The sequence below is a fragment of the Glaciecola sp. 1036 genome, assembly GCF_050306235.1.
Classification (GTDB): domain Bacteria; phylum Pseudomonadota; class Gammaproteobacteria; order Enterobacterales; family Alteromonadaceae; genus Glaciecola.
On the sequence record NZ_JBLWFH010000003.1, the window covers coordinates 461,712 to 486,941 of the forward strand.

21 protein-coding genes are annotated in these 25,230 nt (G+C 40.5%); 9 read left to right on the top strand and 12 right to left on the bottom strand.

The window, feature by feature from the left end; genetic code table 11:
* Window positions 1-10: 10 nt before the first annotated feature.
* The 4 genes from ACNKW3_RS07030 to ACNKW3_RS07045 all read right to left on the bottom strand — a co-directional run bounded on the left by ACNKW3_RS07030 (window position 11) and on the right by ACNKW3_RS07045 (window position 3,622).
* Complete coding sequence (locus ACNKW3_RS07030) at window positions 11-529, bottom strand: copper chaperone PCu(A)C (RefSeq protein WP_427398574.1); 519 nt, start codon at window positions 527-529, stop codon at window positions 11-13.
* Between the two features lie 59 nt (window positions 530-588).
* Complete coding sequence (locus ACNKW3_RS07035) at window positions 589-1,731, bottom strand: 5-(carboxyamino)imidazole ribonucleotide synthase (RefSeq protein ID WP_427398575.1); 1,143 nt, start codon at window positions 1,729-1,731, stop codon at window positions 589-591.
* Complete coding sequence (purE, locus tag ACNKW3_RS07040; RefSeq protein WP_427398576.1) at window positions 1,728-2,216, bottom strand: 5-(carboxyamino)imidazole ribonucleotide mutase; 489 nt, start codon at window positions 2,214-2,216, stop codon at window positions 1,728-1,730. The genes ACNKW3_RS07035 and purE overlap by 4 nt, the downstream gene beginning before the upstream one ends.
* A gap of 152 nt (window positions 2,217-2,368) precedes the next feature.
* Entirely contained in the window at window positions 2,369-3,622 is a 1,254-nt protein-coding gene (locus ACNKW3_RS07045) for an amidohydrolase (RefSeq protein WP_427398597.1), read from the bottom strand.
* Between the two features lie 236 nt (window positions 3,623-3,858).
* On the opposite strand from ACNKW3_RS07045, the gene ACNKW3_RS07050 reads away from it, so the two are divergent.
* The 5 genes from ACNKW3_RS07050 (at window position 3,859) to ACNKW3_RS07070 (ending at window position 9,768) form a co-directional block, all read left to right on the top strand.
* A complete protein-coding gene (locus ACNKW3_RS07050) occupies window positions 3,859-7,122 on the top strand; it encodes a S41 family peptidase (protein WP_427398577.1) in 3,264 nt (1,087 codons plus the stop codon).
* A 189-nt stretch (window positions 7,123-7,311) separates the two neighbouring features.
* On the top strand, window positions 7,312-8,055 hold the full coding sequence (locus ACNKW3_RS07055; protein ID WP_427398578.1) for a helix-turn-helix domain-containing protein: 744 nt from the start codon (window positions 7,312-7,314) through the stop codon (window positions 8,053-8,055).
* 61 nt (window positions 8,056-8,116) lie between these two features.
* Window positions 8,117-8,566 (top strand): carboxymuconolactone decarboxylase family protein, encoded by a 450-nt coding sequence (locus ACNKW3_RS07060; RefSeq protein ID WP_427398579.1) that lies wholly within the window; start codon window positions 8,117-8,119, stop codon window positions 8,564-8,566.
* 58 nt (window positions 8,567-8,624) lie between these two features.
* The gene (locus ACNKW3_RS07065) at window positions 8,625-8,756 is read left to right on the top strand and encodes a YrhK family protein (RefSeq protein WP_427398598.1); all 132 of its coding nucleotides are present in this window, start codon (window positions 8,625-8,627) and stop codon (window positions 8,754-8,756) included.
* Between the two features lie 142 nt (window positions 8,757-8,898).
* A complete protein-coding gene (locus ACNKW3_RS07070) occupies window positions 8,899-9,768 on the top strand; it encodes an intradiol ring-cleavage dioxygenase (protein ID WP_427398580.1) in 870 nt (289 codons plus the stop codon).
* Between the two features lie 163 nt (window positions 9,769-9,931).
* Here ACNKW3_RS07070 and ACNKW3_RS07075 read toward each other — a convergent pair whose 3' ends face one another.
* The 3 genes from ACNKW3_RS07075 to trxA all read right to left on the bottom strand — a co-directional run bounded on the left by ACNKW3_RS07075 (window position 9,932) and on the right by trxA (window position 13,095).
* Window positions 9,932-11,074, bottom strand: a complete 1,143-nt coding sequence (locus ACNKW3_RS07075; RefSeq protein ID WP_427398581.1) for a hypothetical protein — start codon at window positions 11,072-11,074, stop codon at window positions 9,932-9,934.
* A 129-nt stretch (window positions 11,075-11,203) separates the two neighbouring features.
* The gene (rho, locus tag ACNKW3_RS07080; RefSeq protein WP_427398582.1) at window positions 11,204-12,469 is read right to left on the bottom strand and encodes a transcription termination factor Rho; all 1,266 of its coding nucleotides are present in this window, start codon (window positions 12,467-12,469) and stop codon (window positions 11,204-11,206) included.
* Between the two features lie 299 nt (window positions 12,470-12,768).
* Entirely contained in the window at window positions 12,769-13,095 is a 327-nt protein-coding gene (gene trxA / locus ACNKW3_RS07085) for a thioredoxin TrxA (protein ID WP_427398583.1), read from the bottom strand.
* Between the two features lie 99 nt (window positions 13,096-13,194).
* Here trxA and rhlB point away from each other — a divergent pair, with 99 nt between their 5' ends.
* A complete protein-coding gene (gene rhlB, locus ACNKW3_RS07090; protein WP_427398584.1) occupies window positions 13,195-14,487 on the top strand; it encodes an ATP-dependent RNA helicase RhlB in 1,293 nt (430 codons plus the stop codon).
* Window positions 14,488-14,495: 8 nt separating this feature from the next.
* Entirely contained in the window at window positions 14,496-16,010 is a 1,515-nt protein-coding gene (locus ACNKW3_RS07095) for a guanosine-5'-triphosphate,3'-diphosphate pyrophosphatase (RefSeq protein ID WP_427398585.1), read from the top strand.
* Here ACNKW3_RS07095 and ubiB read toward each other — a convergent pair.
* From ubiB to prlC, 5 genes are all read right to left on the bottom strand, one after another.
* Entirely contained in the window at window positions 15,994-17,622 is a 1,629-nt protein-coding gene (ubiB, locus tag ACNKW3_RS07100; protein WP_427398599.1) for a ubiquinone biosynthesis regulatory protein kinase UbiB, read from the bottom strand. The two genes, ACNKW3_RS07095 and ubiB, sit on opposite strands and share 17 nt — an antisense overlap.
* On the bottom strand, window positions 17,622-18,278 hold the full coding sequence (locus tag ACNKW3_RS07105; protein WP_427398586.1) for a ubiquinone biosynthesis accessory factor UbiJ: 657 nt from the start codon (window positions 18,276-18,278) through the stop codon (window positions 17,622-17,624). Before ACNKW3_RS07105 ends, ubiB begins: the two co-directional genes overlap by 1 nt.
* A gap of 1 nt (window position 18,279) precedes the next feature.
* On the bottom strand, window positions 18,280-19,062 hold the full coding sequence (ubiE, locus tag ACNKW3_RS07110) for a bifunctional demethylmenaquinone methyltransferase/2-methoxy-6-polyprenyl-1,4-benzoquinol methylase UbiE (RefSeq protein WP_427398587.1): 783 nt from the start codon (window positions 19,060-19,062) through the stop codon (window positions 18,280-18,282).
* Between the two features lie 143 nt (window positions 19,063-19,205).
* Window positions 19,206-19,907, bottom strand: a complete 702-nt coding sequence (locus tag ACNKW3_RS07115; protein ID WP_427398600.1) for a DNA-3-methyladenine glycosylase I — start codon at window positions 19,905-19,907, stop codon at window positions 19,206-19,208.
* Window positions 19,908-19,927: 20 nt separating this feature from the next.
* Entirely contained in the window at window positions 19,928-21,985 is a 2,058-nt protein-coding gene (gene prlC, locus ACNKW3_RS07120) for an oligopeptidase A (RefSeq protein WP_427398588.1), read from the bottom strand.
* Between the two features lie 206 nt (window positions 21,986-22,191).
* On the opposite strand from prlC, the gene gorA reads away from it, so the two are divergent.
* Both gorA and ACNKW3_RS07130 read left to right on the top strand, forming a co-directional pair.
* On the top strand, window positions 22,192-23,556 hold the full coding sequence (gene gorA / locus ACNKW3_RS07125; RefSeq protein WP_427398589.1) for a glutathione-disulfide reductase: 1,365 nt from the start codon (window positions 22,192-22,194) through the stop codon (window positions 23,554-23,556).
* A gap of 286 nt (window positions 23,557-23,842) precedes the next feature.
* Complete coding sequence (locus tag ACNKW3_RS07130; protein ID WP_069548599.1) at window positions 23,843-25,114, top strand: site-specific integrase; 1,272 nt, start codon at window positions 23,843-23,845, stop codon at window positions 25,112-25,114.
* The last annotated feature ends 116 nt before the right edge of the window (window positions 25,115-25,230 follow it).

The window sequence follows — 25,230 nt, forward strand, 5'->3', positions numbered from 1 at the left end:
TGGTGAAAGGTTAGTGATGATTGTGCTTTGAAGCGTCCATTCCGCCTCGGCCATCTTTCACTATTACTTCTTTTTGTACGTATGAGCCATCGGTAAAGTGCAAACTAATAACAAATTTTTCACCGGCCAAAAACGGCTTTTCAAGCCCCATAAACATAATATGTTTCCCCCCGGGCTTAAATTCAACCGTTTGCTGAGACAATATTTCAATTGGCTCTTCCAACTGCTGCATTGTCATCATGTCTTCTTGCATCAAGGTCGTATGTAATTCAACCGTCGCTGCAATGCTGTCATCTACAGATACAGATTCTAGATAAATAGGCGTTTTGCTAGAAGTATTGCTTAGCATCATATATGCGGCGCCTGTTTTTGCTAACGCAAAGGTTTCTCTTGCCCACAAATGATGAACCTCGGCAAGCTCAGCCATTGGGTTTGATTCTTTAGTGTCTTGCCCATTTGCATTAAACACAATCAGGCTGATAATAGTAGAACAGAATAGTCTAAAACTAGATTGATTAAGATGCTTCATATTCGCCTCCGCTACTCACCATTCAGTTAACTTTGTTATCTATAAAAACTCAACCACCTTTACGCAAAGGTTTTCAATCTGTGAGCTTCGCTTTTAAGCTTGGGAAAGTACTCTTCCGGGAGATAATCAGCTAGCTGCGTTAATTTTTCACCAAGCTCTTGGTAACTAGACGCAGTAACATTGATATGTCCCATCTTACGTTTATCTCTTACTTCTTTGCCATACCAGTGCAAATGGCATCCGGGAATACTTATTAGATCTCGGCTAAAAGAAGTACATCCAATGACATTTACCATGGCAGTAATCTTAGTGGTAGTAGGATCACCTAAAGGAAAACCCAGCACAGCTCTAATGTGTTGCTCAAACTGATCGGTCTCTGCGCCATTTTGGGTCCAATGACCTGAATTATGTACACGGGGAGCTATTTCATTGACTAACAACAGCTCGCCAATTTGGAACATTTCTACCGCTAACACACCCACATAATTCAACTCAGTGGCTATTCGCGTTAAAATATCTAAGGCTTGTTGATGTAATGCTTGGTCAACATTGGTTGCTGGGGCTACCGAAATATGTAGTTGACCTTTATGGTGTAAGTTTTCAGCAATGTCAAAACAACAAATTTGGCCCTGCTCATCGCGCGCACCTATGATTGAAATTTCTCGATCAAAGGGAATCATTTTTTCAGCGACTATAGGTACGTTTTGCAAGTCTAAGCTAGCAAAAGCGGCTTTTATGTCCGGCAATTGATCTTCAGAATCTATCCGCCATTGACCATAACCGTCATAGCCGTCACGAGAGGCTTTGAAAATAATTTTATCACCCAAGGCATCAATACATGCATCCAATTCTGAGATATCGCGAATGATCTTATATTCAGCATTGTTCACTTGGCATTTATCCAACAAATGCTTCTCTCTAACACGATCAGCTCCAGCCAGTATTGAGGTTACATTTGGCTTAAACTTATCGGTTTTATCTGCTATCGCTAATAATTGTTCTGGGACATGCTCAAACTCTGCAGTAATGACATGCGCATTCTCAAACGCATCTTCCATTTTTTCGCCAAGTTTTTCTTTAGAAACAGGATGCACCACACTGCCGTCTTTGACATCCACTGCGGTGACATTCACGCCCAAATGTGCAGACGACAAATACATCATTTGCACAAGTTGCCCTGCGCCGAAAACCACTACATTCATTCTAATTCCAACGTTTGATTAGAGAGTACTTTGTCAGTTTGCTGTTGTCTAAATGCCTTGATATTTTCGGTAATTTGAGGATCTTGCAAAGCAACCACTTGGGCCGCTAACAAACCTGCATTTGCAGCGCCAGCTTCGCCAATCGCTAGGGTACCAACAGCAACCCCTTTAGGCATCTGTACGATAGATAACAAACTATCCAAACCGTTTAATTGACTGGATCTTACAGGGCAACCAAACACAGGTAGATGTGTATGCGCAGCTATCATGCCGGGTAAATGTGCAGCCCCACCAGCACCTGCGATGATGACTTGATAACCTTCTTGAGCTGCTGATTCTGCAAATTCAACCAATAAATTAGGTGTTCTATGTGCAGAAACTACTTGCGCCTTATAGCTGACACCAAGTTCTTTAAGCATGATTGCAGCTTGCTGCATGGTTGGCCAATCGGATGTAGAACCCATTACAATTGCGACTTGAGCCATGTGTATTCTCTTTAATTGTGTTGACGTTAGACAGCCACATCACCTCTAAAGGATAAATGAGTGGCGTAAAAAACGCGCTATTATAGAAGAAAGTTAAAAAAAGCGCGACTTTAAAAACAATCGCGCTATTTTTTCTTGTTCTAAGAGGTTTCTTATTCCATGTTCATGTAGTCAAGTGTCATATTGGTCAGCAATTTAACACCTAATTTCATACCACTGTCGTCAACAAAAAATTCTGGTGTATGATGCGCTGGAGAATCTGCTTCAGATACGTCAAGTGGTTTTCCGCCAACCCACAGATAAACACCTGGCACTTCCTTTTGGAAGAAAGAGAAATCTTCAGCACCTGTAACAGGTTTTGAATCAATGACGTTTGATTTGCCTGCAGTACGTACCAAGGTAGGTAACATCTGTTCCATTAAGGCAGGTTCGTTGTAGGTAATAGGATAGTTGTAGTCTAACGGAAGCGTGATTTCAGCCTCTGCTCGCATACTATCGGCAATGCCTTTTACTTTGCGTGGTAGCGCTTCGTATATATGATCCCGTGCTTGCTCATTTAGCGTACGAATAGTGCCCACCATGGTCACTTCCATAGGTATTATGTTGGATCTATTACCGCCATGAATAGAACCTATGGTAATAACAGCCGCATCATCAATTAGACGCAATTCACGGCTGACTATGGTTTGTAGACCCATAATGATTTGCGCTGAGGTAGTAATCGGATCGACACTTTTCCATGGATACGCACCATGAGCCTGCTTACCTTTTACTACAATTTTAAAAGGGTCTACAGCGGCCATAATACCACCATGACGATACCGTACTTTTCCAACATCTGTATTTGAGCTAATGTGCAAACCAAAAACCACATCGACGTCTGGATTTTTTAGCACACCTTCTTCAACCATGACTTCAGCGCCTCCGCGTTCTCCTGCTGGCGCACCTTCTTCGGCTGGTTGAAAAATGAATTTTACTTTACCGCGTAATTGATCTTTCATACCAACAAGGATTTCGGCTGCTCCCATAAGCATCGCCATATGGGTATCATGCCCACAAGCGTGCATCACAGGCACAGTATTACCATTAAACTCACCTGTTTGCGTCGATTTAAAAGGTAAATCATTATCTTCTTTTACCGGTAAACCATCCATGTCTGCACGTAAGCCAATTGTCGGGCCTGGATTACCCGAGTCTAAAACAGCAACAACACCTGTAATAGCCACTCCAGTTTGTACTTCTAAACCAAGAGATCTCAGGTGCTTCTCAACATATTTTGCGGTTTCAAATTCGCGGTTAGACAGTTCTGGATGCTCATGCAAATGATGACGCCATTCAATGACTTTCGGTTCTATTTGGTCAGCTAATTTTTCAACGTCATTGGCGAACGAAAAGCTGCTGATCATTGCCAACGCAACCAAGCTAAATTTTCTCATGTGGATTCCCTATGTTTTTTGAAGCTCATTACTTCTTTATTATTGTCAGTCTATTTAACCTGAAGTTAGGCAAAATGTCATCGACTGATTCCGCTTGTTTACACGAAAAATTCGAAACCTGATGTAATCACATTTTTTTGTATTTTTACTCTTTACTAGCAATAGTTTATGCTGTGGCAATAACAACAAATAAGCTTAAGCCTCTCATGACAGTAAAATCTATAAGATACTCTTTGTTACTAGCACTTAGCAGTTTATTAATTTCATTTCAGGTTTTTTCTCAGCCTGGTTATTTTAGAGATCCAAGTTTGCATAAGGACACAGTGGTATTTACCGCTGATGGTGATCTGTGGAAGCTTAATCTTGGTCAATCAAAGGCAGCGGTTAGATTGACGTCTCACCTAGGTGTTGAAGATTCGTCCGCCGTATCTCCAGACGGAAAGTCTCTCGCTTTTGTTGCTGACTACTCAGGTCAAAATGCCATTTATGTTATGGCGCTCGCAGGAGGAACACCCGAGCAAGTGAGTTTTGAACTGAGTAATATTAGATTTCAAGGTTGGCTCGACAATCAGCATTTACTTTACTCTACAGCAGCAAATCAAGGTATGCACAGTAGTAGTCTGTTAAAAATCCTTTCATTAACCGATAGCAAGGTCCGTGTTTTACCCCTATCTGATGCGGTAGAAGCTGCTATAGATGATGAAGATGTATTTTTTGTTCAGTTCGGTATGCAAATATCTACTGACAACGCACACTATTATAAGGGTGGAGCCAAAGGCGAATTATACTATTTTAACCAAAACAAGAAAAAAGAAGCGGTAAAACTGACTGCACAACATGAGGGTTCAGTGCGAAGCCCCATGCTAACAAAAGAACGAGTATATTTTTTAAGTAACCAACTGGGTATCGATAACGTTTGGTCTATGAAGCGTGATGGCAGTAACCTAGCACAGCATACCGGATTTAAAGACTTCCCAGTGCGCAAACCCGCGATTTATCAAAACCAAATCGTTTTTCAGCATGGCGCAGATATAAAAGTATTGGATTTAGCTACGGATAAGGTCAAATCCCTCGACATCGTCTTATTATCTGACTTTCCTCAAATGCGAGAAGGCCCCATAGAAAAGCCCCTCGACTATTTTGAATCTGCATCTATCAGTCCAGATGGCGAAACAGTAGCGGTTATTGCTCGCGGGCAAGCTGCTGTTGCGAAAACTCAGAACAAACGATTGGTGAATATACCAAGTGATCAAACAGCTAGATTGCGTTTTGCAACCTTGAGTAAAGACGGCGATCGCCTTTATGCTATTAGCGATCAAACCGGTGATTATGAAATATGGTCATTTGCAACCGATGGCAGTGAAGACGCAAAACAGCTAACAAAAGACGGCGCTGGATATCGAGATGGTCTTTGGTTAAGTCCAGATGGTAAGACTCTAGCCAACACGACAAAATCAGGTAAGTTACTGTTATTAGACTTAGCCACTAACAAAAATACACTGATTGCACAGAATGATAATCAAAGTGCTTCTGACGTTGTATTTAGTGATGATAGCAGATGGATAGCCTACACAGATTTGGGACCCGTGATAGATCGCAATAGCGTGTTTTTGTATGACATTGAAAATAACAAAGGCCAATACGTCTCTAGCGATAAATACAATGATTTCTCTCCCGCCTTTTCCAAAGATGGAAACTGGTTGTATTTCCTCTCAGATCGCAGTTTCACTCCCACACCAGGCCATCCTTGGGGTGATCGAAATATGGGAGCAGCTTTCAATAAGCGCACTCAACTATTTGCAATAGATCTGACAAAAGAAACGCCTTTTGCGTTTAAAGCGCCTACTGAATTAGACGAGAATAAAAAATCCAAAGATGACAAAAAAGAATCGTCTGAAGAAGAAGATAAACAAGAAACTCCTCCAGTAACTATTGTTTGGTCTGGTATTCAAGAAAGATTGTGGCAAGTTGACATTCCGGCAGGAGACTATGGCAACTTAGCGGCAACAAAAGACTTTTTATTTCTTACTGAAGAAGAGAATTTAAAGGCAATTGGTTTTGGCCATAATAAAGAATTAAAAACCGTCACCTCTGGCGTCAATAATTATCAACTAGCAACAGGGGCTGACACTTTATTAGTACAAAAAGGACGCGGCACTGGTACCAATATTCATTTGGTCCCAGCCAAAGATTCGTTTCCCTCTGATCTCAAAGAACACAAAGTCAATATCAGCGACTTACAAGTTGAAATAACACCATCCTTAGAGTTTCAGTTATTGTTTAAGGATGCTTGGCTGATGCATAGAGACTCCTTGTTTGATCCCAATATGCGAGGGGTAAACTGGCAACAAGTGAAACAAAAATATATGCCTCTAGTCGCTCGCATTACAGAGCGTAGCGAATTAAACGACGTGTTTGAACAAATGATGGGCGAACTGAATGCCTTGCATTCACAAGTACGCGGTGGCGATATTCAAGAGGGTGCAGAGAATCAAGGATATACCACCATAGGCGGCGTTTATGAAGATACTGCCGATGGAGTTAAAATAAAGCATATCTATCAATATGACAAAGATATAATCAGCCAAGCACCACCGCTAGCCAAGCCAGAAGTAGACGCCGAGGCCGGCGATATTATTTTAGCGGTCAACGGTAAAAAAATTGGCTCTGCTCAACAGCTTTTATTGGCTTTGAAAAATCAAGCTGGTCGCCAAGTCCTACTTGAACTTCAAAGAGGAAAAGAAAAACTAAAAACCATAGTAGTGCCTGAAACCTCTTGGCGAGAAAGCCGTTTGGTTTATCAAGATTGGGTTGCTAGAAATAGCCAGAAAGTCAGTGCTGTAGATAGTGATATTGGTTATCTTCATCTCTATGCCATGGGCAGTAATGACTTGGCCAGTTTTGCCAGAGAGTTTTACGCCCAGTACCAAAAACCAGCGTTGATCATTGATGTTAGGCGAAATCGCGGTGGAAACATTGATAGTTTTATCATTGAAAAACTATTAAGACGCGCTTGGTCGTTTTGGAAAATGGCCCAAGGTGAAGCAACCACCAATATGCAACAAGCTTTTAGAGGTCACTTAGTAGTACTGGCCGATGAGTTTACTTATTCAGATGGTGAAACCTTTACTGCGGGTATTAAAGCGCTAGAAATTGCGCCTGTCATTGGGAAACAAACTGCGGGCGCTGGTGTTTGGTTAACGGGTCGTAACCGCTTAGTCGATGGCGGCATAGCACGAGTGGCAGAATTCCCCGTATATTCTTTAACTGGTGATTGGATTACCGAAGGACGCGGAATATCACCCGATATTGAGGTATCCAACCCTCCTTACGCAACCTTTAATGGTGAAGATGCGCAACTTAAACGTGCCATCGAATATTTGCAGCAAAAGCTAAAAGAAGCCCCTGTACCAGCACTAACTCCTAAGCCTTTCCCTGCGGTTGAGTCATCAGCTAAAGATATTCGTTAGCTATCATATTGCATTGATTTAATTCCCGTCGGCCTCCTCAGGCAGGCGGGAATCAGCGTTGATATCATCCGCATCCCCAAGATGACTTTAAGCTGTAAAATCGTCTATAATTTACTCATTAACACTGAGCAAAATGAATTAAATTTGATAATAATACCTGCCGCTAGCTTTTCATTGATTGGCCTTAAAATGGCAACACCAAACACCATGCTCAATGATTGGGTTGAAACCATCTGGTCTACCGACGTATCCCAAGATACATTTACTGAAGTGAATGAAAAAATATATCCCGATGCTGGCTCAAGTCTAATTTTTGAAATCGACGGTGATAATATTCAGGTATGGTTTTCGTTCAATACATCAGTAACTTCTTATAATTGGCATACAAGTAAACGATACATAGGCGTTCGATTTCGTCCGGGAAGTGCACTCTCCCTTTTTTCTTCCCAGTTGAACCATGCTTGGCGAGAGACAGTTAATTTACTGAATATCAACTTTGCCCATTCTTCTAGTTTGCTAAGATTATTAGAACAATTGATAGTGTTAGAAAAACATCAACAAATTCATGCTGTCGAAGATTGGTTGCTAGCTTGTGTCACGCTGGATCAACACAAAGCAAAAAAATGGAATGATTTACTCACCAAGGCGTCTGAGCGCTTGATATCTCCTTATCAGATAGCAGTTCAATCGGGGTTGACCAGACGTACCCTAGAGCGTAATTTTAAAAAGTATTTTGGCTACTCACCTCATCAACTTCACGGATTAGCCCAAATAAAATATGCTCGATGGCAATTAATAAAACCTGATTCCCGGCTTAGCAATGTAGCACTTAATTGTGGCTTCTTTGATCAATCTCACTTTAATCATGTCTTCAAACAACACACCCAAGAAACCCCTCTAGAATATCGTCAACGAAAATTGTCGCAAATTTAAAATAACTAAGAAAATGACATCTCTACACTATATGTAGTTTTTTAATATTGTAGAGGTAAACATGCACGATAGAATTTCCCAATCATCCCTTTTTCAGCTTTGCCCTCGCTTAGTGCCAAGTTTAATGGAACTAGGTAATAATCCTTCTGTTGAAACAATAAGTACAGGACTGCTACATATAGTTAAACTTAGGGCTTCACAAATCAACAACTGCGGTTTTTGTCAACACATGCATGCCCACGAAGCCAGAGTCGACGGCGAACATCAATCTAGGTTAGATGTACTACCCGCATGGCGAGAATTAAGTTGCTTTAATCTGCAAGAAAAAGCGGCTTTAGCTTGGACAGAAGCATTAACCTTAATTCATCAACAAGCATTAGACCAAGATGTTTACCAGACGGTTTTAGATGCTTTTGGAGAACAAGGACTTGTTGAATTGACCACTGTTATTTTGCAAATAAACAGTTGGAATCGCATCGCTGTAAGTTTTAATTTTCAACCAGATATGTAGTCCTGAGGTAGTAGAGATGTCAACGTCAAATAATGTTCAGACAAAATCATTGAGAATCATGGCCAGTTTGTCATTTTTCTTTGGTAGTACACTTTTTCTACCCACGTTTGCCGATTATGCAACCATAGGGGTTTGGCTTTTTATGTTGGGCTCAGCACTTATGTTCGTTGACTTAATAAGATCTAGGTAGCTGACGTAGTCTATTAAAGGCCCCCGTTAAAAGCAATAATACTTACAAAATTTCAAACAATGTAAAGTTAGCGTAAAGAAGAGAACTGTTCGCAAGGTTTTAAAGTCGATAGTGTTAATTGAAAAAGACTGGAAAACTTGCCGTGAAAAAAAATCAAATGCTCTTGACCCGTAGACAAGCACTGATTTCAATCGCTTCTATTGCAGCACTCTCTCCCATTGTTGCTTTAACAGGTTGCGGAGGAGGTGGCTCCTCCGCAACTAATTTAGATAATTCTTCAGGCTCTGGTGGTTCAAGTAGTTCAGGTGGTTCATCTACTCCCACGACCAATAATGGAAATTGGTTAAGTGGGGGTACACAAAATATGACCGCCAACTTTCCTGAAGACAATATCTTCGCAAACGCAAGTACGTGCACTGTTGAATTAACTGGGCAGCAGACAGAAGGGCCTTGTTACTTTGATTCTGATTATCTTGATGACATATCGGCAGGTCAAACAGGTTTACCCATGATGTTATGTCTTCAGCTTATTGATAGCGCTTGTAATCCTTTAGCTGGCTATGAAATTGAAGTTTGGCATTGTGATGTAAGAGGCGTGTACTCTGCCGACACTTCAGGCGCAGCTGATACTAGAGGGTTTAATTCATCTTTTTGTTCTGGAAACGACAGTGCAGCACTTGCCTCTAAATGGTTTAGAGGCATCGCTGTAACTGATAGCAGCGGTCGGGTCAATTTTAAGACTTGTTTTCCCGGTTGGTATAGCGGTCGTGCCATTCATATACACTTTAGGGTAAGACAAAACAATTTGGACTCCTTGGTTTCCCAGTTTGGTTTTGATGATACCTTTTGCGATGATATTTGCTCTACTCATTCTGATTATGCTTCGCGCGGCACACCTAATACACATTTAACCAACGATACTGTGTTTGGGAATGACTATGCTAAATATCTGTTTGATCTTGAGCAAAACCAAGACGGTTCTTTGTTAGGCTATAAACGTATTATCATTTAGAGTTAATTGGCCTTTTATGGGCGAAATATATGTGGTAATACTGCCTTCTATACTTATTTTCACTAATTAACTTGGCTGATATTCAATCGTTCAAACGTATAGGGGAATTATTTGGGGCACTCGTTTTAATTAACATGCCCCAAACTATTTTTTCAATTCATTTCTACTGACAGGCTACGGGAAAGTGGTAAATTGTCTCTGAACAGCTTGCACCATTCTCATCAGACATACAAACTCTTGCACTCACCGAGCGCGTACAGAACTGAATGCCATCTTGGTTGAGAATATTCAATTGATTTGACGACTCCAAACCATCACCAACAAAATTGCCCCAAGGAGCAGAGTTTGCTATTTGCTGTAAAAGTTCACGCAAGCAAGGAGAATCACTGGTGCCTGTCGTTTGAGTATCGTTTGTAACAGGCACATCAAAGATCATTTCAAAGCTACGCGAATCTACAGTTGATCTATTTTTATTTACCCACAACTTCGATATTATTTTGGCTTGACCGGGTTCATTTATGAGTCCACCAAATTCTACCCCAAATATTATTTTATTTGCACCATCTCCAATTGCTGCAAATACTGGGCGTTCCTCACTGTCCATATAGACTTGAAAGCCTACTGAGTTTTTTGACAAATTAATTCCTATTCCAGAGACATCGACATCTTCATTTAGATCGTAAACATTTTGACCAGATCCATTCAGTCTTGAAATGATTGTATCTATTACAAACTGCTCCACCTCAGACCTACTTTGTGGATTCATATATTCCTTTAAAACATGGCACGCTGCCGTATCTGAACTGTCATCTGTTGAATTCTTTCGAAACTCATCGCCTATAGAATCTAACGAACTAAAATTTGAAAATAGATTTGGATCAAGATTCAGCATACCATTATCAGTAGCCAACACTATATCATCAAAAAATTGATAAAAAGCCTGTGCAGTTTCCAACTCCTCAGTTGATAGCGACAAATTTTGCACATTTAGTTGTACAGAAAACTGTTGTGTATGAAATGCTGAAACTTTAAATTTATAGGCTATCTTGTCTTGTGGATTTAATATAACAACGTCTTTTTGAGTTGGTTCACAAACAACCTGAGTTTCATCTATAGTTGCTGGACCACCATTTAAATCCTCGAACCGACATCGTGGCTGGACATATTTTGTAGAAGCTAATTGCTTGGCTTCTGGTTGAGTGCAGTCATGACAAACGAAAGCATCTATCATTTGTGCATTAGCGATATTTAAATAGAATAACAAATTCAAAAATGTAACTATTTTTAATGTAATTTTTACAAACATTTCTCGATTCCTTTCACGTATACTAAAGTCTAAATTTACCCCCCCCCTCATCGTTCTGTCAACAACAAAAAATTGCTTGATTAGAATTAAGAAATTTTACTAATCAAGCGGCTTAAACAAATAAAAAAATTAGCTTTTTTGACGCTTCATTGAATCGAAGAATTCGTCGTTGGTTTTGGTCATTGATAAACGGCTGATAAGGAATTCCATTGCGTCCACTTCTGACATTTCATGTACGATTTTACGTAAAATCCACATTTTTTGTAGCTCATCAGGTTTGGTCAACAATTCTTCTCTACGAGTACCAGAGCGGTTGAAATCAATGGCTGGGAATACACGTTTTTCTGCAATTTTACGATTCAAGTGCAGTTCCATGTTACCTGTACCTTTAAATTCTTCGTAGATTACCTCGTCCATTTTCGAACCTGTATCAATCAAGGCTGTAGCTATGATAGTTAAACTTCCGCCCTCTTCTACATTACGAGCAGCACCAAAGAAGCGCTTAGGTTTGTGCAATGCATTAGCATCTACACCACCGGTCAGTACTTTACCTGAAGAAGGAATAACAGTGTTGTATGCACGTGCTAAACGTGTAATTGAGTCTAATAAGATTACCACGTCTTTTTTATGCTCAACTAATCGCTTAGCCTTTTCGATAACCATTTCAGCTACTTGAACGTGACGGCTAGCAGGTTCGTCAAAGGTAGAAGCTACCACTTCGCCTTGCACCAAGCGTTGCATTTCGGTTACTTCTTCAGGACGTTCATCAATCAACAATACCATCAACTGACATTCAGGATGATTGGCAGCAATAGATTGCGCAATGTTCTGAAGCAATAAGGTTTTACCCGCTTTAGGCGGAGCTACTATCAAACCACGTTGACCACAGCCCACAGGTGATGCCAAGTCTAGTACACGGGCAGTAATATCTTCGGTACTACCATTTCCACGCTCCATGCGTAAACGAGAATTAGCATGCAGTGGAGTAAGGTTTTCAAAAAGGATTTTATTGCGGGAGTTTTCTGGTTTGTCGAAGTTGACTTCACGAATCTTTAAAAGGGCAAAATAACGTTCACTGTCTTTTGGCGGTCTGATTTTTCCAGCGATAGTATCGCCAGTTCTCAGGTTAAAGCGCCGAATTTGGCTCGGTGAAACATAAATATCATCTGGGCCAGCTAAATAAGACGAGTCTCCCGAGCGCAAAAAGCCAAAGCCGTCTTGCAAAATCTCAAGTACACCGTCACCAAAGATATCTTCACCGCCTTTAGCATGCGCTTTAAGAATAGAGAAGATAATGTCTTGTTTACGGGCGCGGGCAAGATTTTCGAGGCCCATGGTTTCAGCTAGTTCAACTAGTTCATTGATAGGTTTCTGTTTTAATTCAGTTAAATTCATTTCGGTGGGTCTTAGTTGGGTACATGCTAGTACGGATTATTACTCGTGTTAAGTGACTCGTTCAGGTTCAAAAATTTTTTGTAATCGACAAACGCTATAGCTGGACACCTTTTCATTTTTGCGGATGATAAGAAGACCATGTTAAAAGAGTGACTCGCTCGAAACGAAGCGATTACTTTGGTGAGTTGTTAATAAATTAGCACCTATTTATATTATCGTCCAGTGATACTGTAATTTTAATTTGATTCAAAACAAAAAAGGCCAAATGTTAACTTGGCCTTTTGTCGAAGATTGGTTTATTAAAGATTTTCTTCAATAAATTCTTTCAATTGTGATTTAGACAAGGCACCAACCTTAGTTGCTGCTACACCACCATTCTTAAATAAAAGTAGTGTGGGGATACCACGAATACCATATTTTGGTGGTGTTTCATTGTTTTCATCAACATTTAATTTACCAATTGTGACTTTACCTTCGTATTCGTCAGCAATTTCGTCTAGAATAGGAGCGATCATTTTACAGGGGCCGCACCATTCTGCCCAGAAATCAACTAAAACAGGACCAGATGCATTGATTACATCGGCTTCGAATTTATCGTCAGTTAACGCGATTATTTTGTCGCTCATTCTTTTCTCCAGTTCAGGAAATTATTACACTAATGTATTCTTTCCTAATAGTGTTATATAGAACCTATTTTCAATGCAAGCAATGATAAGCTATAAGCTATGCCAACAACACATTTAACAAACACAAGTTTTACCTCAATGCCGCTTCACCCTCAGATTCTGTCTGCACTTGAAGCTGAAAATTACAGTCAATGCACGCCCATTCAAGAAATGAGTTTGCCGCAACTTCTTGCTGGACAAGATATCGCAGGTCAAGCACAAACAGGGACCGGCAAAACCATGACCTTCTTACTGGCGACTTTTCATCATTTGCTGAATAATTCCAGTGAGAACGAAAATCATGGGCCTAGTGCTATCATCATGGCTCCTACGCGAGAATTAGCCATTCAGATCCATAACGATGCCAAAATGCTTGCTCAGCATACGGGATTAACCCTTGGCGTAGTATATGGGGGCGAAGGATATGAAAGTCAACGCCAACAATTAGAAAAAGGCGTTGATATTCTCATTGGAACCACAGGTCGCATAATAGATTACTACAAACAAAAAGTTTTCTCCCTAAAAAATGTCAAAGTAGCCGTGTTAGATGAAGCTGATCGTATGTTTGATCTGGGTTTCATTAAAGATATTCGCTATCTATTTAGACAGATGCCGGAACCAGCAAAACGCTTGAACATGTTGTTTTCAGCTACATTGAGCATGCGAGTGCAAGAGTTGGCTTATGAGCACATGAATAATCCAGCAAGCGTGCAAATAGAACCGGAAACAAAAACCAATTCTCGTATTTCCGAAGAACTCTTTTATCCGTCAAATGAAGATAAGCCGCTTTTATTATTGACGCTATTAGAAGAAGAATGGCCAGATCGTGCTATAGTTTTTGCCAATACCAAGCAGGATTGCGAACTTGTTACCTCATGGCTAGAAGCCGATAAACATAGAGTGGGCTTGCTCAGTGGCGACGTTCAGCAAAAAAGACGTATAAGTATTTTGGAAGGCTTTACCAAAGGCGATTTGGATATTTTAGTTGCAACAGATGTTGCCGCTAGAGGTATTCATATTGATAAAGTTACCCATGTTTTCAATTATGACCTACCGGATGATGCCGAAGACTATGTGCATCGCATAGGTCGAACTGGCAGAGCTGGAGAAGTCGGTGCAGCTATCAGCTTTGCCTGTGAAAAGTACGCTCAAAATTTGACCGCAATAGAACAATATATTGGTCATGAAATTCCAGTTACAGACTATAATCCAAATTTATTATTAGATGATGTACCAACACCTAAAGTAAAAACTCGCAATAACCGAAACAGAAAGGGTAGCAACCGTAATAACGGAAATCGCAACCATAATAAAGGTAAAGGGCAACGCCGACGAGCAGCCGAAAATAAATAGAGGTTTGAATGGGTGAGTTTCACGTGCCAGTGATTCAAGATGAATACTATGCTGCCGTTGATTTAGGCTCAAATAGCTTTCATATGGTCACTGTTCGAGTATTGTCGGGCAGCGTTCAGATAGTAAGTAAACACAAACAAAAAGTTCGTTTAGCCGCTGGTTTGGACGAAAATAACGTTTTGAGTGGAGAAGCCATTGAACGTGGTTTAAATTGTATTCGCAATTTTGCTGAAAAAATCCAGGATATTCCAAGATCAAACCTGAAAATTGTTGCGACAGCGACTCTACGATTGGCAACGAATGCAAGAGACTTTATTCAACCTGCAGAACAGATACTAGGGCACAAGGTCAATATCATCAGCGGTGATGAAGAAGCCAAACAAATATATTTAGGTGTTGCATATACTTCCGCCAACCAAGGAAATACCTTGGTTATAGACATTGGTGGAGCCAGTACAGAAGTCATTGTGGGTAGAGACTTACAGCCTCTATTTTTACAAAGCTTCAATATGGGTTGCGTCACCTTTATGGAAAAATACTTTTCGGAAGGTGAAATAACCGAAGCGGCCTTTGAAAACGCCATAAAGGCTGCTACTACTATCATTAAAGAACATAAAAATATCTTTTTATGTTTTGATTGGGAACAATGCCTAGGCGCTTCAGGTACTCCTCAAGCTGTCACTGGCATTCTAGTAAAGCGCGGCATAAGCGATGCCATTCGTTTAGATTATCTTCATACTCTTCGAAAAGAATGTATCGATTGTGGTCACATTGGGAATTTAAAAATTGAAGGTCTCGCAGCGACTCGGCAAGCCATTTTTCCAAGCGGTCTTGCTATCTTGATTGCGCTTTTTGAAAACCTGAAGATTGATAATATGCAGATTTCAGGTGGTGCTCTTAGAGAAGGCATCATCTATGGCATGCTGGAAAGTTATCAAAAGTCGGATAGACGTTCTCAGGGCATAAATCAGTTAATCAGTCGATTCCATATCGATAACGCCCAAAGCGCTAGAACTAGCCGTCTAGCAGCAAAATTATGCAAACAAATGTGCGAACAAACGCAATTTTGTGATTTTGACACTGAAATTGTCACTACTGCGGCGGCAGCTTTACATGAAATTGGGCTACATATTGGCTTTAAAGCACACAATGAACATGGCGCATATATATTAGATCATGTTGATTTGACAGGCTTTACGCATTTGCATCGCATGATGATTAAAGATTTGGTCTTGTTACATAGAGGCAATATTGAACGTAATGTATTAGAGCATTACAAAGAAAGTCTGCAAGACATGTTAATCAATGCACTCCGCGTACTAAGAGTTTGCGTGTTATTAACCTCAAGACGACGAAACGACGCTATTCCCGAGCCTAAATTGCAAATTGACGGTGATCGCTGGATCTTGCACTTTGATGTAAATTTAAAGCAGCAACACCCTATGATCCATACAGAATTGTTGCATGAATGCTGGTTGCAGCATTGCGCAGGTTGGAAGCTAGAAATTATCTCAGCTGCTTAAACGAGTAGACCCAGCAGCCAAGTGCTACCACACCAAATCCAATTGCATAAAAAGGATGCTGCCCAAGTATATGTGCGCTTAAGGCGCCTACACTGAAAGCCACAGCTAAATGCCCAAGGATGCGAGACTTTTGAAGTCTCGCAGTTTGCTTAATCGTTTCTTTGTGCTGTTTTTCAAGCTGTTGTGGCAATGAGCGCAATTGCTTCATAGTGTCATACATTAAATCAGGTAACTCCGGCAGTTTCTCACTCCAATAGGGAAGATTTTGACGAATGTTATTAAACATGGCTTTAGGCCCAATCTGTTCTTTCATCCATCGTTCTAAGAAAGGTTTTGCTGTTTCCCATAAATCTAACTGTGGATACAATTGACGGCCCAATCCTTCGACATAGAGTAAGGTCTTTTGCAACAACACCAATTGAGGTTGCACTTCCATATCAAAACGTCTGGCGGTATTAAATAATTGCAACAAGACATTGGCAAAGGAAATTTCTTCTAGCGGTTTTTGGAAAATAGGCTCGCACACAGTCCGAATACCCATTTCAAAATCGTCAATATTGGTATCTGCAGGTACCCAACCTGAATCCACATGAAGCTCGGCCACTTTTCGATAGTCACGGTTAAAAAAGGCGATAAAGTTTTCGGCTAAGTAGCGCTTATCTTGTTTGTTGAGGGTGCCAACAATACCGTAATCGATGCCAATATATTGTGGGTTCTCCGGATGCTCCTTGGACACAAAAATATTCCCCGGGTGCATATCTGCATGGAAAAAACTATCGCGAAAAACCTGAGTAAAAAAGACTTCAACGCCTCGTTCAGCTAACAACTTAAAGTTGGTATTTTGCGCTTCTAGTGCTTTAATATCAGAGACAGGAATGCCATAAATGCGTTCCATTACTATGATATTTTTCCGACAATAATCACTATGGATCCTAGGCACATACAAGGCTTCAGAATCTTCAAAATTTCGTCTTATTTGAATCCCGTTCGCGGCTTCTCTGAGTAAATCCAACTCGTCTAATATTGTACGTCTGTATTCTTGGACTACTTCTACAGGACGAAGTCTGCGACCTTGAGGCAATAGTCGTTGAACTATGCGAGCAAAGGACAGAATTAGATCAACATCCGCTTCTATAGTACTGCGTATATCAGGCCTTAGTACTTTAATAACAATATTTTCACCGCTATCTTTTAACTTAGCAGCATGCACTTGTGCCACAGAAGCGCTGGCTAATGGCGCCATTTGAAAATCATCAAACAATAATGAAATATCCTTTATCTCTAATGCTGTTTCGATAATGGATTTAGCTTGCTCAGATGAGAATGGTGGCACTTTATCTTGTAGTAAGCTTAATTCATTTGCAATTTCGGCGCGAAAAAGATCCCGTCTGGTGGATAACATTTGCCCAAATTTAATATAAACCGGACCAAGAGATTCTAGCGCCAACCTAAGTCTCTTGCCGTGATTTTCATTTTTATGTTTGTTGGGCAACCAGAAAAAGCAGTTACGGAGCCAGCGGAAATACCAAGGGCGAAAACGTTTAGGGATTAATTCATCCACCCCGTGTTTTAGCAACTCACTGCCGATAAAGTAAAATCGTCTAAGTTTCATCATGAATCTTCAGATTCCAATCTGGCTATACGCGCTTCTAACCTGGCGACATCGCTTTGTAAATCTTTCACCTGATCTGCAAAATGGGTAAGCATAATAGGTCTTACCGCAATTGGTTTTTCTTCAAGGGCAATATCAGAAAGAGTCGCCATATTACGTTCATGACGTCGTTTTATGTCCTTATAGAATTTTTGCGACGATGATACTAACCATTGAGATGGTACATCGCCTATATATCGCGCAAGTACCTCAGGGATGTCGATATCTAATTCAGAAAAGAGTTTGCTTACTGCTTGCAATATACTCAGCTCACCATAAAAGTCTAACTTGCCCTGTTTTATCAGTTTGGTTAAATGGCTGGTCTTTTGTAATTCAGGCAATGCGTTTAGTGCAATACTCACATAACAGCTGTTCGCATCCAGTTCATGCAAATCCTTTTCATCAATGGGCTCAGCGGCGGTTACATCTACCCTGTCGGCTGAAAAATGAATGCAAAAGGTATTCAGTAAACTGGGAAACTGAGTAAAATCTTGAATATGTATGCTACAGTTTTTACCTGCTAAACTCGTAAGCAGGACCGAGCCATTATTCGACAAGGATATAGCACTATTTATCGCAGTTTCTAAGCTGGCAGTAATTGCCTGATGCATTGGCATATTAAAATTTAAATCCTCTATGCAGTGCCACTATTCCGCCAGTTAAATTGGTATATTGGGTTTGCTCAAACCCGACTTCATTCATCATACCTTTTAAGGTCTCTTGATCTGGGTGCATACGAATTGACTCGGCGAGATATTGATAGCTCTCACTGTCATTAGCTACTACCTTACCCATTTTGGGTAGTACATGAAAAGAATAGAGGTCATAGATTTTTGAAAGTGATTCAGATGTTGGTTTAGAAAATTCTAAAATTAGCAGCCTACCGCCAGGTTTTAACACTCTAAACATACTGGCAAGCGCCTTTGATTTATCAGTAACATTACGCAGACCAAAAGCTATAGTGATTAAATCAAAGTAATTATCGGGGAAGGGTAAGGATTCGGCGTTTGCTTGCACATAATCTATGTTGCCTACTATGCCTTTATTGATTAGCTTGTCTTTGCCAACTTTTAACATTGAATGATTGATGTCGGCCAAGACCACCTGCCCTGTCTCGCCAACTATTCGACTGAATTTAGCAGCTAAATCGCCAGTACCACCGGCAAGATCAAGTACTCGTTGGCCAGATTTAACACCACTAGAATCTATGGTAAATCTTTTCCATATACGGTGAATACCGAACGACATTAGGTCGTTCATCACATCATACTTTGCCGCGACTGAATCAAAAACACCTGCAACTAATTGCTCTTTTTTTCCCTTTTCAACTTGCTGGTAGCCAAAGTCAATTAACTCATCTTTGGTGTCTGGGTTTGTATTTGTTGCAGTGTCGTTGGACATAGGATTAACTCATTGATTTCACGTATTCTTATTCTGTCATAAGTTTACAATAGTTTTATCCAATGAGCTATTGATCCTAGGACTAAATCATAGCAATTACCTATGCTTCTAGTCGAACATATAAAGGCTTTGACTACTTAAGTTTATGGCGCAGAAGTTGACATACCAACAAAATTATCACCTACACTGAAACTAAGTATTTGGCTTAACTGGGTGTATGATAAACCTGTGTCTTGGTGCCAATGATTAAACACCGACTGAATAGTCTGTAGACTTCGTTTGGACCTCAAAGAGCCGGAAATAAGATCATGATGACGAAAATAAGCCTCTACGTCTTGAGACAATAAAAAGGTGTCGATGCCCAAGGCTCGTAACGCATAAGGGCCGGTGTTACCGCCTAGTCGAGCTCCATGCTCTCGTAAATAATCCCAAAGACCAATTAAGTCCTGTTTATCCCAGTTCACAATAAATTGAGCAAAAGAACCAGATTCTCTACTCGTGTCTTGAATCATCAAGGCATTATCATGAATTGTCCTAACCTTATTCAAGTTCCGAATAATCTTGGGATCTGTGGCCTTTTTTTCCAACATTTCATCTGGCATCAACAATATCTTTTGGATATCAAAGCCAAAAAACACCTCTTCAAAATCTGGCCATTTTTGTCTAACGACTCGCCAGACAAAACCCGATTGAAAAACTTTCTTGGTGAATTCAGCCAAGAATCTATCGTCACTGATGGCTAAAATTTGCTTGTTAGTTAAAGGCGTGGCGCAAAGAGAATCCAGCATTTTCTGGCTTCCCTTTCGTTTTACTGCACGCGCTTTTATCTGGGCAAAAGGTTCAATTCGCACTGAGAATTCTCCATTTATGCCGCTTGTTGTTCGCCAATACCTGAATGACGCAACAAAGCATCAATTTGAGGTTCCCTACCTCTAAAGGCCTTAAAAAGATCCATAGGTTCTTGTGAGCCACCTTTTTCCAAAATGTGATGCAGAAAGTCAGCGCCAGTTTGCGGATTAAAAATCCCTTCTTCCTCAAATCGCGCAAAAGCGTCTGAAGACAATACTTCAGCCCACTTATAACTGTAATAGCCTGCCGCATATCCACCCGCGAAGATATGACCAAAACTATTTTGAAAGCGATTAAAATGCGGTGGAATAATCACGGCAACTTGCTCTCTCACTTGATTAAGGAAAGCTTGCACGTCAATATTTTTGGCTTTTTGCATGTGCAGTTTGAAATCGAACAAGGAGAATTCTAACTGTCTCAACATTTGCATCGCAGATTGAAAGTTTTTAGCCGCTAAGACTTTGTCGAGCAAGGTTTGGGGTAAAGGTTCACCTGTTTCATAATGCCCTGAAATGAAAGACAGCGCTTCAGGTTGCCAGCACCAGTTTTCTAAAAATTGACTTGGTAACTCCACTGCATCCCAAGCTACGCCACTAATGCCAGAAACACCACCTGCGGTAACCTGAGTTAACATATGATGAATCCCATGCCCAAACTCATGGAACAGGGTAATTACTTCGTCATGAGTGAATAACGCAGGTTTGCCATCAACTGGTCCATTGAAATTACATGTAAGGTAAGCAACAGGTACTTGAATATCATTGTTGATAGTTAAACGTTTGCCTTGGCATTCGTCCATCCAAGCCCCACCGCGTTTTTTCTCTCTGGCATATAGATCTAGATAAAATGCGCCTCGCAGTTCACCTTGGTGATGTATTTCAAAGAATCTAAGGTCTTGGTGGTATTTGTCGAACGCTTCAACCTCTATCACTTGAACCTTGTATAAACGAGAAACAACTTCAAAAAGCCCATTAATAACTTTGTGTTCAGGAAAATAAGGGCGCAATTGCTCATCAGAAACCGAATATTTTTTCTGTTTGAGCTTTTCACTGTAATAGGCGTAATCCCAAGCTTCTAAGTTCTCAATTTCAAACTCTTGCTTTACGAAAGCCTTAAGCTCTGCTATTTCTTGCTCTGCCTGAGGTTTTGATTTAGCAGCAAGGTCTTCTAAAAAGCCAATCACCTGTTCAGGTGACTCTGCCATTTTAGTAGCTAAGGAATACTGGGCATAATTATCAAAACCCAACAAGGTTGCAAGGGATTCTCTTAGTTCTAAGGTGCGTTTGATAATGTGAGTATTATCATATTTGCCATCTTCTGTATCCAACTCAGAGGCTTTGGTCACATAAGCGCGATACATTTTCTCTCTTAATTCTCGGTTATCTGCATACATCATTATGGGCAAATAACTCGGAATATCTAAGGTAAATAGAAATCCTTCTTTATCCTTTGCTTTCGCTGCTTGCTTTGCAGCAGCCTTAGCTGATTCGGGTAAGCCAGCTAATTCATCTTCATCTTGGGTGTGGTAGGTATAATGCAAAGTTGCATCCATAACATTGTTGGAAAATGTGGATGCTAAGTCTGACAGTTCAGAGCGAATTTTGGCGTAGGTTTTCTTTTTATCTTCCGGCAAAGCGACACCCGATAATTCAAAATCCCGCACTGCGTTATCTACTACTTTTTTCTGCGCTTCATCGAGTTGAGCATAGGCGTCACTGCCTTGTAATGCCTTGTACAAATCACATAGTCCTTGGTGCTGACCAAGGTAAGTTGAATATTCACTGAGCAACGGCAAACAGGCATCGTGCGCTTTTCGTAAAGCATCCGAGGACACAACTGAATTCATATGACTGACAGGAGACCATAATTTTCCAAGTTCATCATCAGCCTCTTCCAGTGCAAGCACGACATTTTCGTAGGAAATCTCAGCCTTTTGCACTGATGATTCCACAGTTTCCATGCATTTTTTAATGCTAGCTTTAATTTCATCGACAATCGTTTGCGGATTAATTTTGGAAAATTGTGGAAGAGAGTTTTCATCTAGAGAAGTAGTAGTTTTAGTTTGCAATTGCATGAAAGATCCTGACTTTTTAATTCTAAATTTACGACAGTCTCGACGCAGAGGATCGGCTTCTGTCACATATTTATAAAAACATTAAGTGATAATAATGCTATATTTTGGGGATTGTGATAGAAAAACAAGTCTTATTAGAAAGAAATCCGTATTTTTCAGGTCACATTCAACGAGTACGAAAAAATCGAGGATAGAAAAGATAAATTATGACAACTTCTAAACAGCATTTTGACTATATCTGTATTGGTGGTGGATCAGGCGGCATTGCTTCAGCCAATCGTGCTGCAAAACACGGCAAAAAAGTAGCTATTGTTGAAGGCAATGCTATAGGCGGGACCTGCGTAAACGTCGGTTGCGTGCCTAAGAAAGCCATGTGGTACGGTGCTCAAGTAGCTGAAGCCATTCATAAATACGGTCCAGACTATGGTTTTGATGTCACAGTGAATAATTTTAGTTGGCAGAAATTAATCGAACAACGAAATGCCTATATCCATCGTATTCACCAATCTTACGATAGAGTATTGGGTAACAATGCGGTTACTTTAATTAATGGTTACGCTACCTTTGTAAACAACAATACTATCGAAGTTGACGGCACTGAATATACCGCAGACCACATCACAGTGGCTGTTGGCGGGCGTCCTATCAAACCTTCAATTCCCGGGGCTGAATTAGGCATAGATTCTGACGGTTTTTTTGATTTAAAAGAGCAGCCTAAACGTGTGGCTGTTGTTGGCGCCGGCTATATTGCGGTAGAGCTTGCTGGGGTAATGCACTCTTTGGGATCAGATACCCACTTACTGATTCGCCATGAAAAGCCATTACGTTCTTTTGAGCCAATGTTGTCTGACACTCTTTTGGAAATTATGCAGCAAGAAGGGCCAGAAATACATCCATTTACCCAAGTCGAAGCGCTTGAAGAACAAGATGACGGTAGCATTTTAGTTAAAATGAATGGCGATCGTACTTTGGAAGTGGATGCTGTCGTTTGGGCTATCGGCCGAATTCCATCAACCGACAGGTTAGCTCTGGAAAATACGGACATCGAAACCGATGAGCGTGGCTATATTAAAGTGGACGAATACCAAAATACCACAGCTAAAAACGTTTATGCAGTTGGTGACAACATAGGTAAAGTGGAACTCACGCCCGTTGCCGTTAAAGCTGGACGCTTGCTATCAGAGCGTCTGTTTAACAATCAAACCCAGGCGAAAATGGATTACAGTTTAATTCCAACTGTGGTCTTTAGTCATCCTCCTATTGGCACAATCGGCATTTCTGAAGATGAAGCTAGAGAGACTTATGGTCCTGAAAATGTAAAAGTCTATAACTCCAGTTTCGCCGCTATGTATACAGCTGTTACCCGTCATCGCCAATTAACCAGAATGAAGCTAGTGACTGTAGGCGAAGACGAAAAAGTTGTAGGTCTGCACGGCATAGGATTTGCCATGGATGAAATACTTCAGGGGTTTGGTGTTGCTATGAAAATGGGCGCAACCAAAGCTGATTTTGATGCCTGTGTAGCTATTCATCCAACTTCAGCGGAAGAATTTGTTACTATGACAGGTTAGTGTAGGAAACCCACCTACACACCTTTCTAACTCTGGAAAATGCTTAATTAGGTCAGATTTTTATCTGGCCTTTTTCATGCTTGAGCACCTACCCCTGAACCTCTTCATCATTCTGACTTTCACATGTGAAAGTTGAGCCTGTAAACACAGGTGCAGACTAACTGCACATTGTAGCCTTGCTTGCAATCACTCAAGTTGCCCAAATCAGTACATACCAGCCCTTACTGCCTGAATAATCGACAACCGATAATAGTCACTATGCTATAGAAAAGAATGGGTTAAACATGTGGCTTATTTAGTTGATTCTGATGACGTAAGAATTGGTTGCGAGATAACAATTGATACAGACCCGATAGAATTTCACGGGGGGCGAGTCATAGGAAAACTGCCAACGCTGTATGACTCCTCGGGTAAATACGTCGAGCCAGTCAACCAATGGTTTATTTACCTGATTGGAGTAAAGCGGCATGAAAATATTAGCTCATACTCTCGCGCACTACTAAGTTACTGGCGTTTTCTAGAAGAAAATCGACTGACATGGAATGTGTTCCCTGTCATTAAATCATTAAAGCCAACATACCGATTTAGAAATCAGCATCTATTAAAGAAAGCGAAGGAAGGAGATCTGGCCTTTTCAACAGCCAATACTTACATACGGCATGTTGTGCAATTTTATAAATGGGCAGCACATGAACAGTTAATTACTATAACCGACCAAAACAAGCCATTTGAAATAGAGATCGTAAACATAAAAAATGAAAGTATGTTAGCCCATATGATGCCGAAATTCACTGTTCAGACAAGTGACTTACGTATTCGAGTTCCTAGAAGTTCTCAAAGCAACAGAATACGCTCAATGAATCCATTATCACAAAAAAAACTAGCGATATTAAAAAGAGAACTACCGAAAGCATCAACTGAAACGGGCTTAATAATATTACTTGGACTCTTATGTGGTTTGCGCAAAGAAGAGGCAAGCAGTCTAACTATCGAGGCTCTAAGTCAAGCTTATACATGTGGGGAAGCAGACACTCGATTCAATATACCAATTGGACCAGACAATGGTGTTCAAACAAAGAACAACAAAAAAAGAACGATCGAAATATCTTCTTCTTTAATAAACATACTAAATGAGTACGCTATCAGCGACAGGAGAATGATTAGATTAAAAAAGCTTCATGACAAAACTGAAAGTGATTCAAATTCGATTCAAAAGTGGGAACCACTATTTATCAGTCAACAAGGTAATCCCATGTCACCAGAAAGTGTTGGGAGTAGGTTTTGTGAGCTGCGTATGGAAATAAAAAAAACAAACGCAGACTTTAATCATGAATTCCATGATCTTAGAAGAACATATGCCACTTATCGACTACAAAGCCTATTGGATATCGGCATTCCTGCGTCGCAAGCTCTTTCACTAATCATGTCTTGGATGGGACATGAAGACGAAAGAACAACATGGAAATATCTCAGCTATTTAAAACGCAACGAGGCATTAGTATACAAAATATCCATGCTTGACCAAATCATGCATGATTCTTTAAAGGGGTATGCATAATGTCAAGAAACATTGTTAACACGGTGGCTTGGGAGAAAGCCTTGTAGTGGCATAGTTAGTTTGGCCACCTAACAAGAGATGGTATGCTGTTTAGCATATCAGGATTAGGTGACAAA

Excerpts from the sequence above, each read along its gene's own strand:
- ubiE (WP_427398587.1), bottom strand. The coding sequence starts at position 19,062 with ATGTCCAACGACACTGCAACAAATACAAACCCAGACACCAAAGATGAG.
- prlC (WP_427398588.1), bottom strand. The coding sequence starts at position 21,985 with ATGCAATTGCAAACTAAAACTACTACTTCTCTAGATGAAAACTCTCTT.
- ACNKW3_RS07055 (WP_427398578.1), top strand. The coding sequence starts at position 7,312 with ATGGCAACACCAAACACCATGCTCAATGATTGGGTTGAAACCATCTGG.
- ACNKW3_RS07105 (WP_427398586.1), bottom strand. The coding sequence starts at position 18,278 with ATGCCAATGCATCAGGCAATTACTGCCAGCTTAGAAACTGCGATAAAT.
- rhlB (WP_427398584.1), top strand. The coding sequence starts at position 13,195 with ATGCCAACAACACATTTAACAAACACAAGTTTTACCTCAATGCCGCTT.
- ACNKW3_RS07065 (WP_427398598.1), top strand. The coding sequence starts at position 8,625 with ATGGCCAGTTTGTCATTTTTCTTTGGTAGTACACTTTTTCTACCCACG.
- gorA (WP_427398589.1), top strand. The coding sequence starts at position 22,192 with ATGACAACTTCTAAACAGCATTTTGACTATATCTGTATTGGTGGTGGA.
- ACNKW3_RS07045 (WP_427398597.1), bottom strand. The coding sequence starts at position 3,622 with ATGATCAGCAGCTTTTCGTTCGCCAATGACGTTGAAAAATTAGCTGAC.
- ACNKW3_RS07030 (WP_427398574.1), bottom strand. The coding sequence starts at position 529 with ATGAAGCATCTTAATCAATCTAGTTTTAGACTATTCTGTTCTACTATT.
- ACNKW3_RS07050 (WP_427398577.1), top strand. The coding sequence starts at position 3,859 with ATGACAGTAAAATCTATAAGATACTCTTTGTTACTAGCACTTAGCAGT.
- ACNKW3_RS07060 (WP_427398579.1), top strand. The coding sequence starts at position 8,117 with ATGCACGATAGAATTTCCCAATCATCCCTTTTTCAGCTTTGCCCTCGC.
- ACNKW3_RS07095 (WP_427398585.1), top strand. The coding sequence starts at position 14,496 with ATGGGTGAGTTTCACGTGCCAGTGATTCAAGATGAATACTATGCTGCC.
- purE (WP_427398576.1), bottom strand. The coding sequence starts at position 2,216 with ATGGCTCAAGTCGCAATTGTAATGGGTTCTACATCCGATTGGCCAACC.
- ACNKW3_RS07035 (WP_427398575.1), bottom strand. The coding sequence starts at position 1,731 with ATGAATGTAGTGGTTTTCGGCGCAGGGCAACTTGTGCAAATGATGTAT.
- ubiB (WP_427398599.1), bottom strand. The coding sequence starts at position 17,622 with ATGAAACTTAGACGATTTTACTTTATCGGCAGTGAGTTGCTAAAACAC.
- rho (WP_427398582.1), bottom strand. The coding sequence starts at position 12,469 with ATGAATTTAACTGAATTAAAACAGAAACCTATCAATGAACTAGTTGAA.
- trxA (WP_427398583.1), bottom strand. The coding sequence starts at position 13,095 with ATGAGCGACAAAATAATCGCGTTAACTGACGATAAATTCGAAGCCGAT.
- ACNKW3_RS07075 (WP_427398581.1), bottom strand. The coding sequence starts at position 11,074 with ATGTTTGTAAAAATTACATTAAAAATAGTTACATTTTTGAATTTGTTA.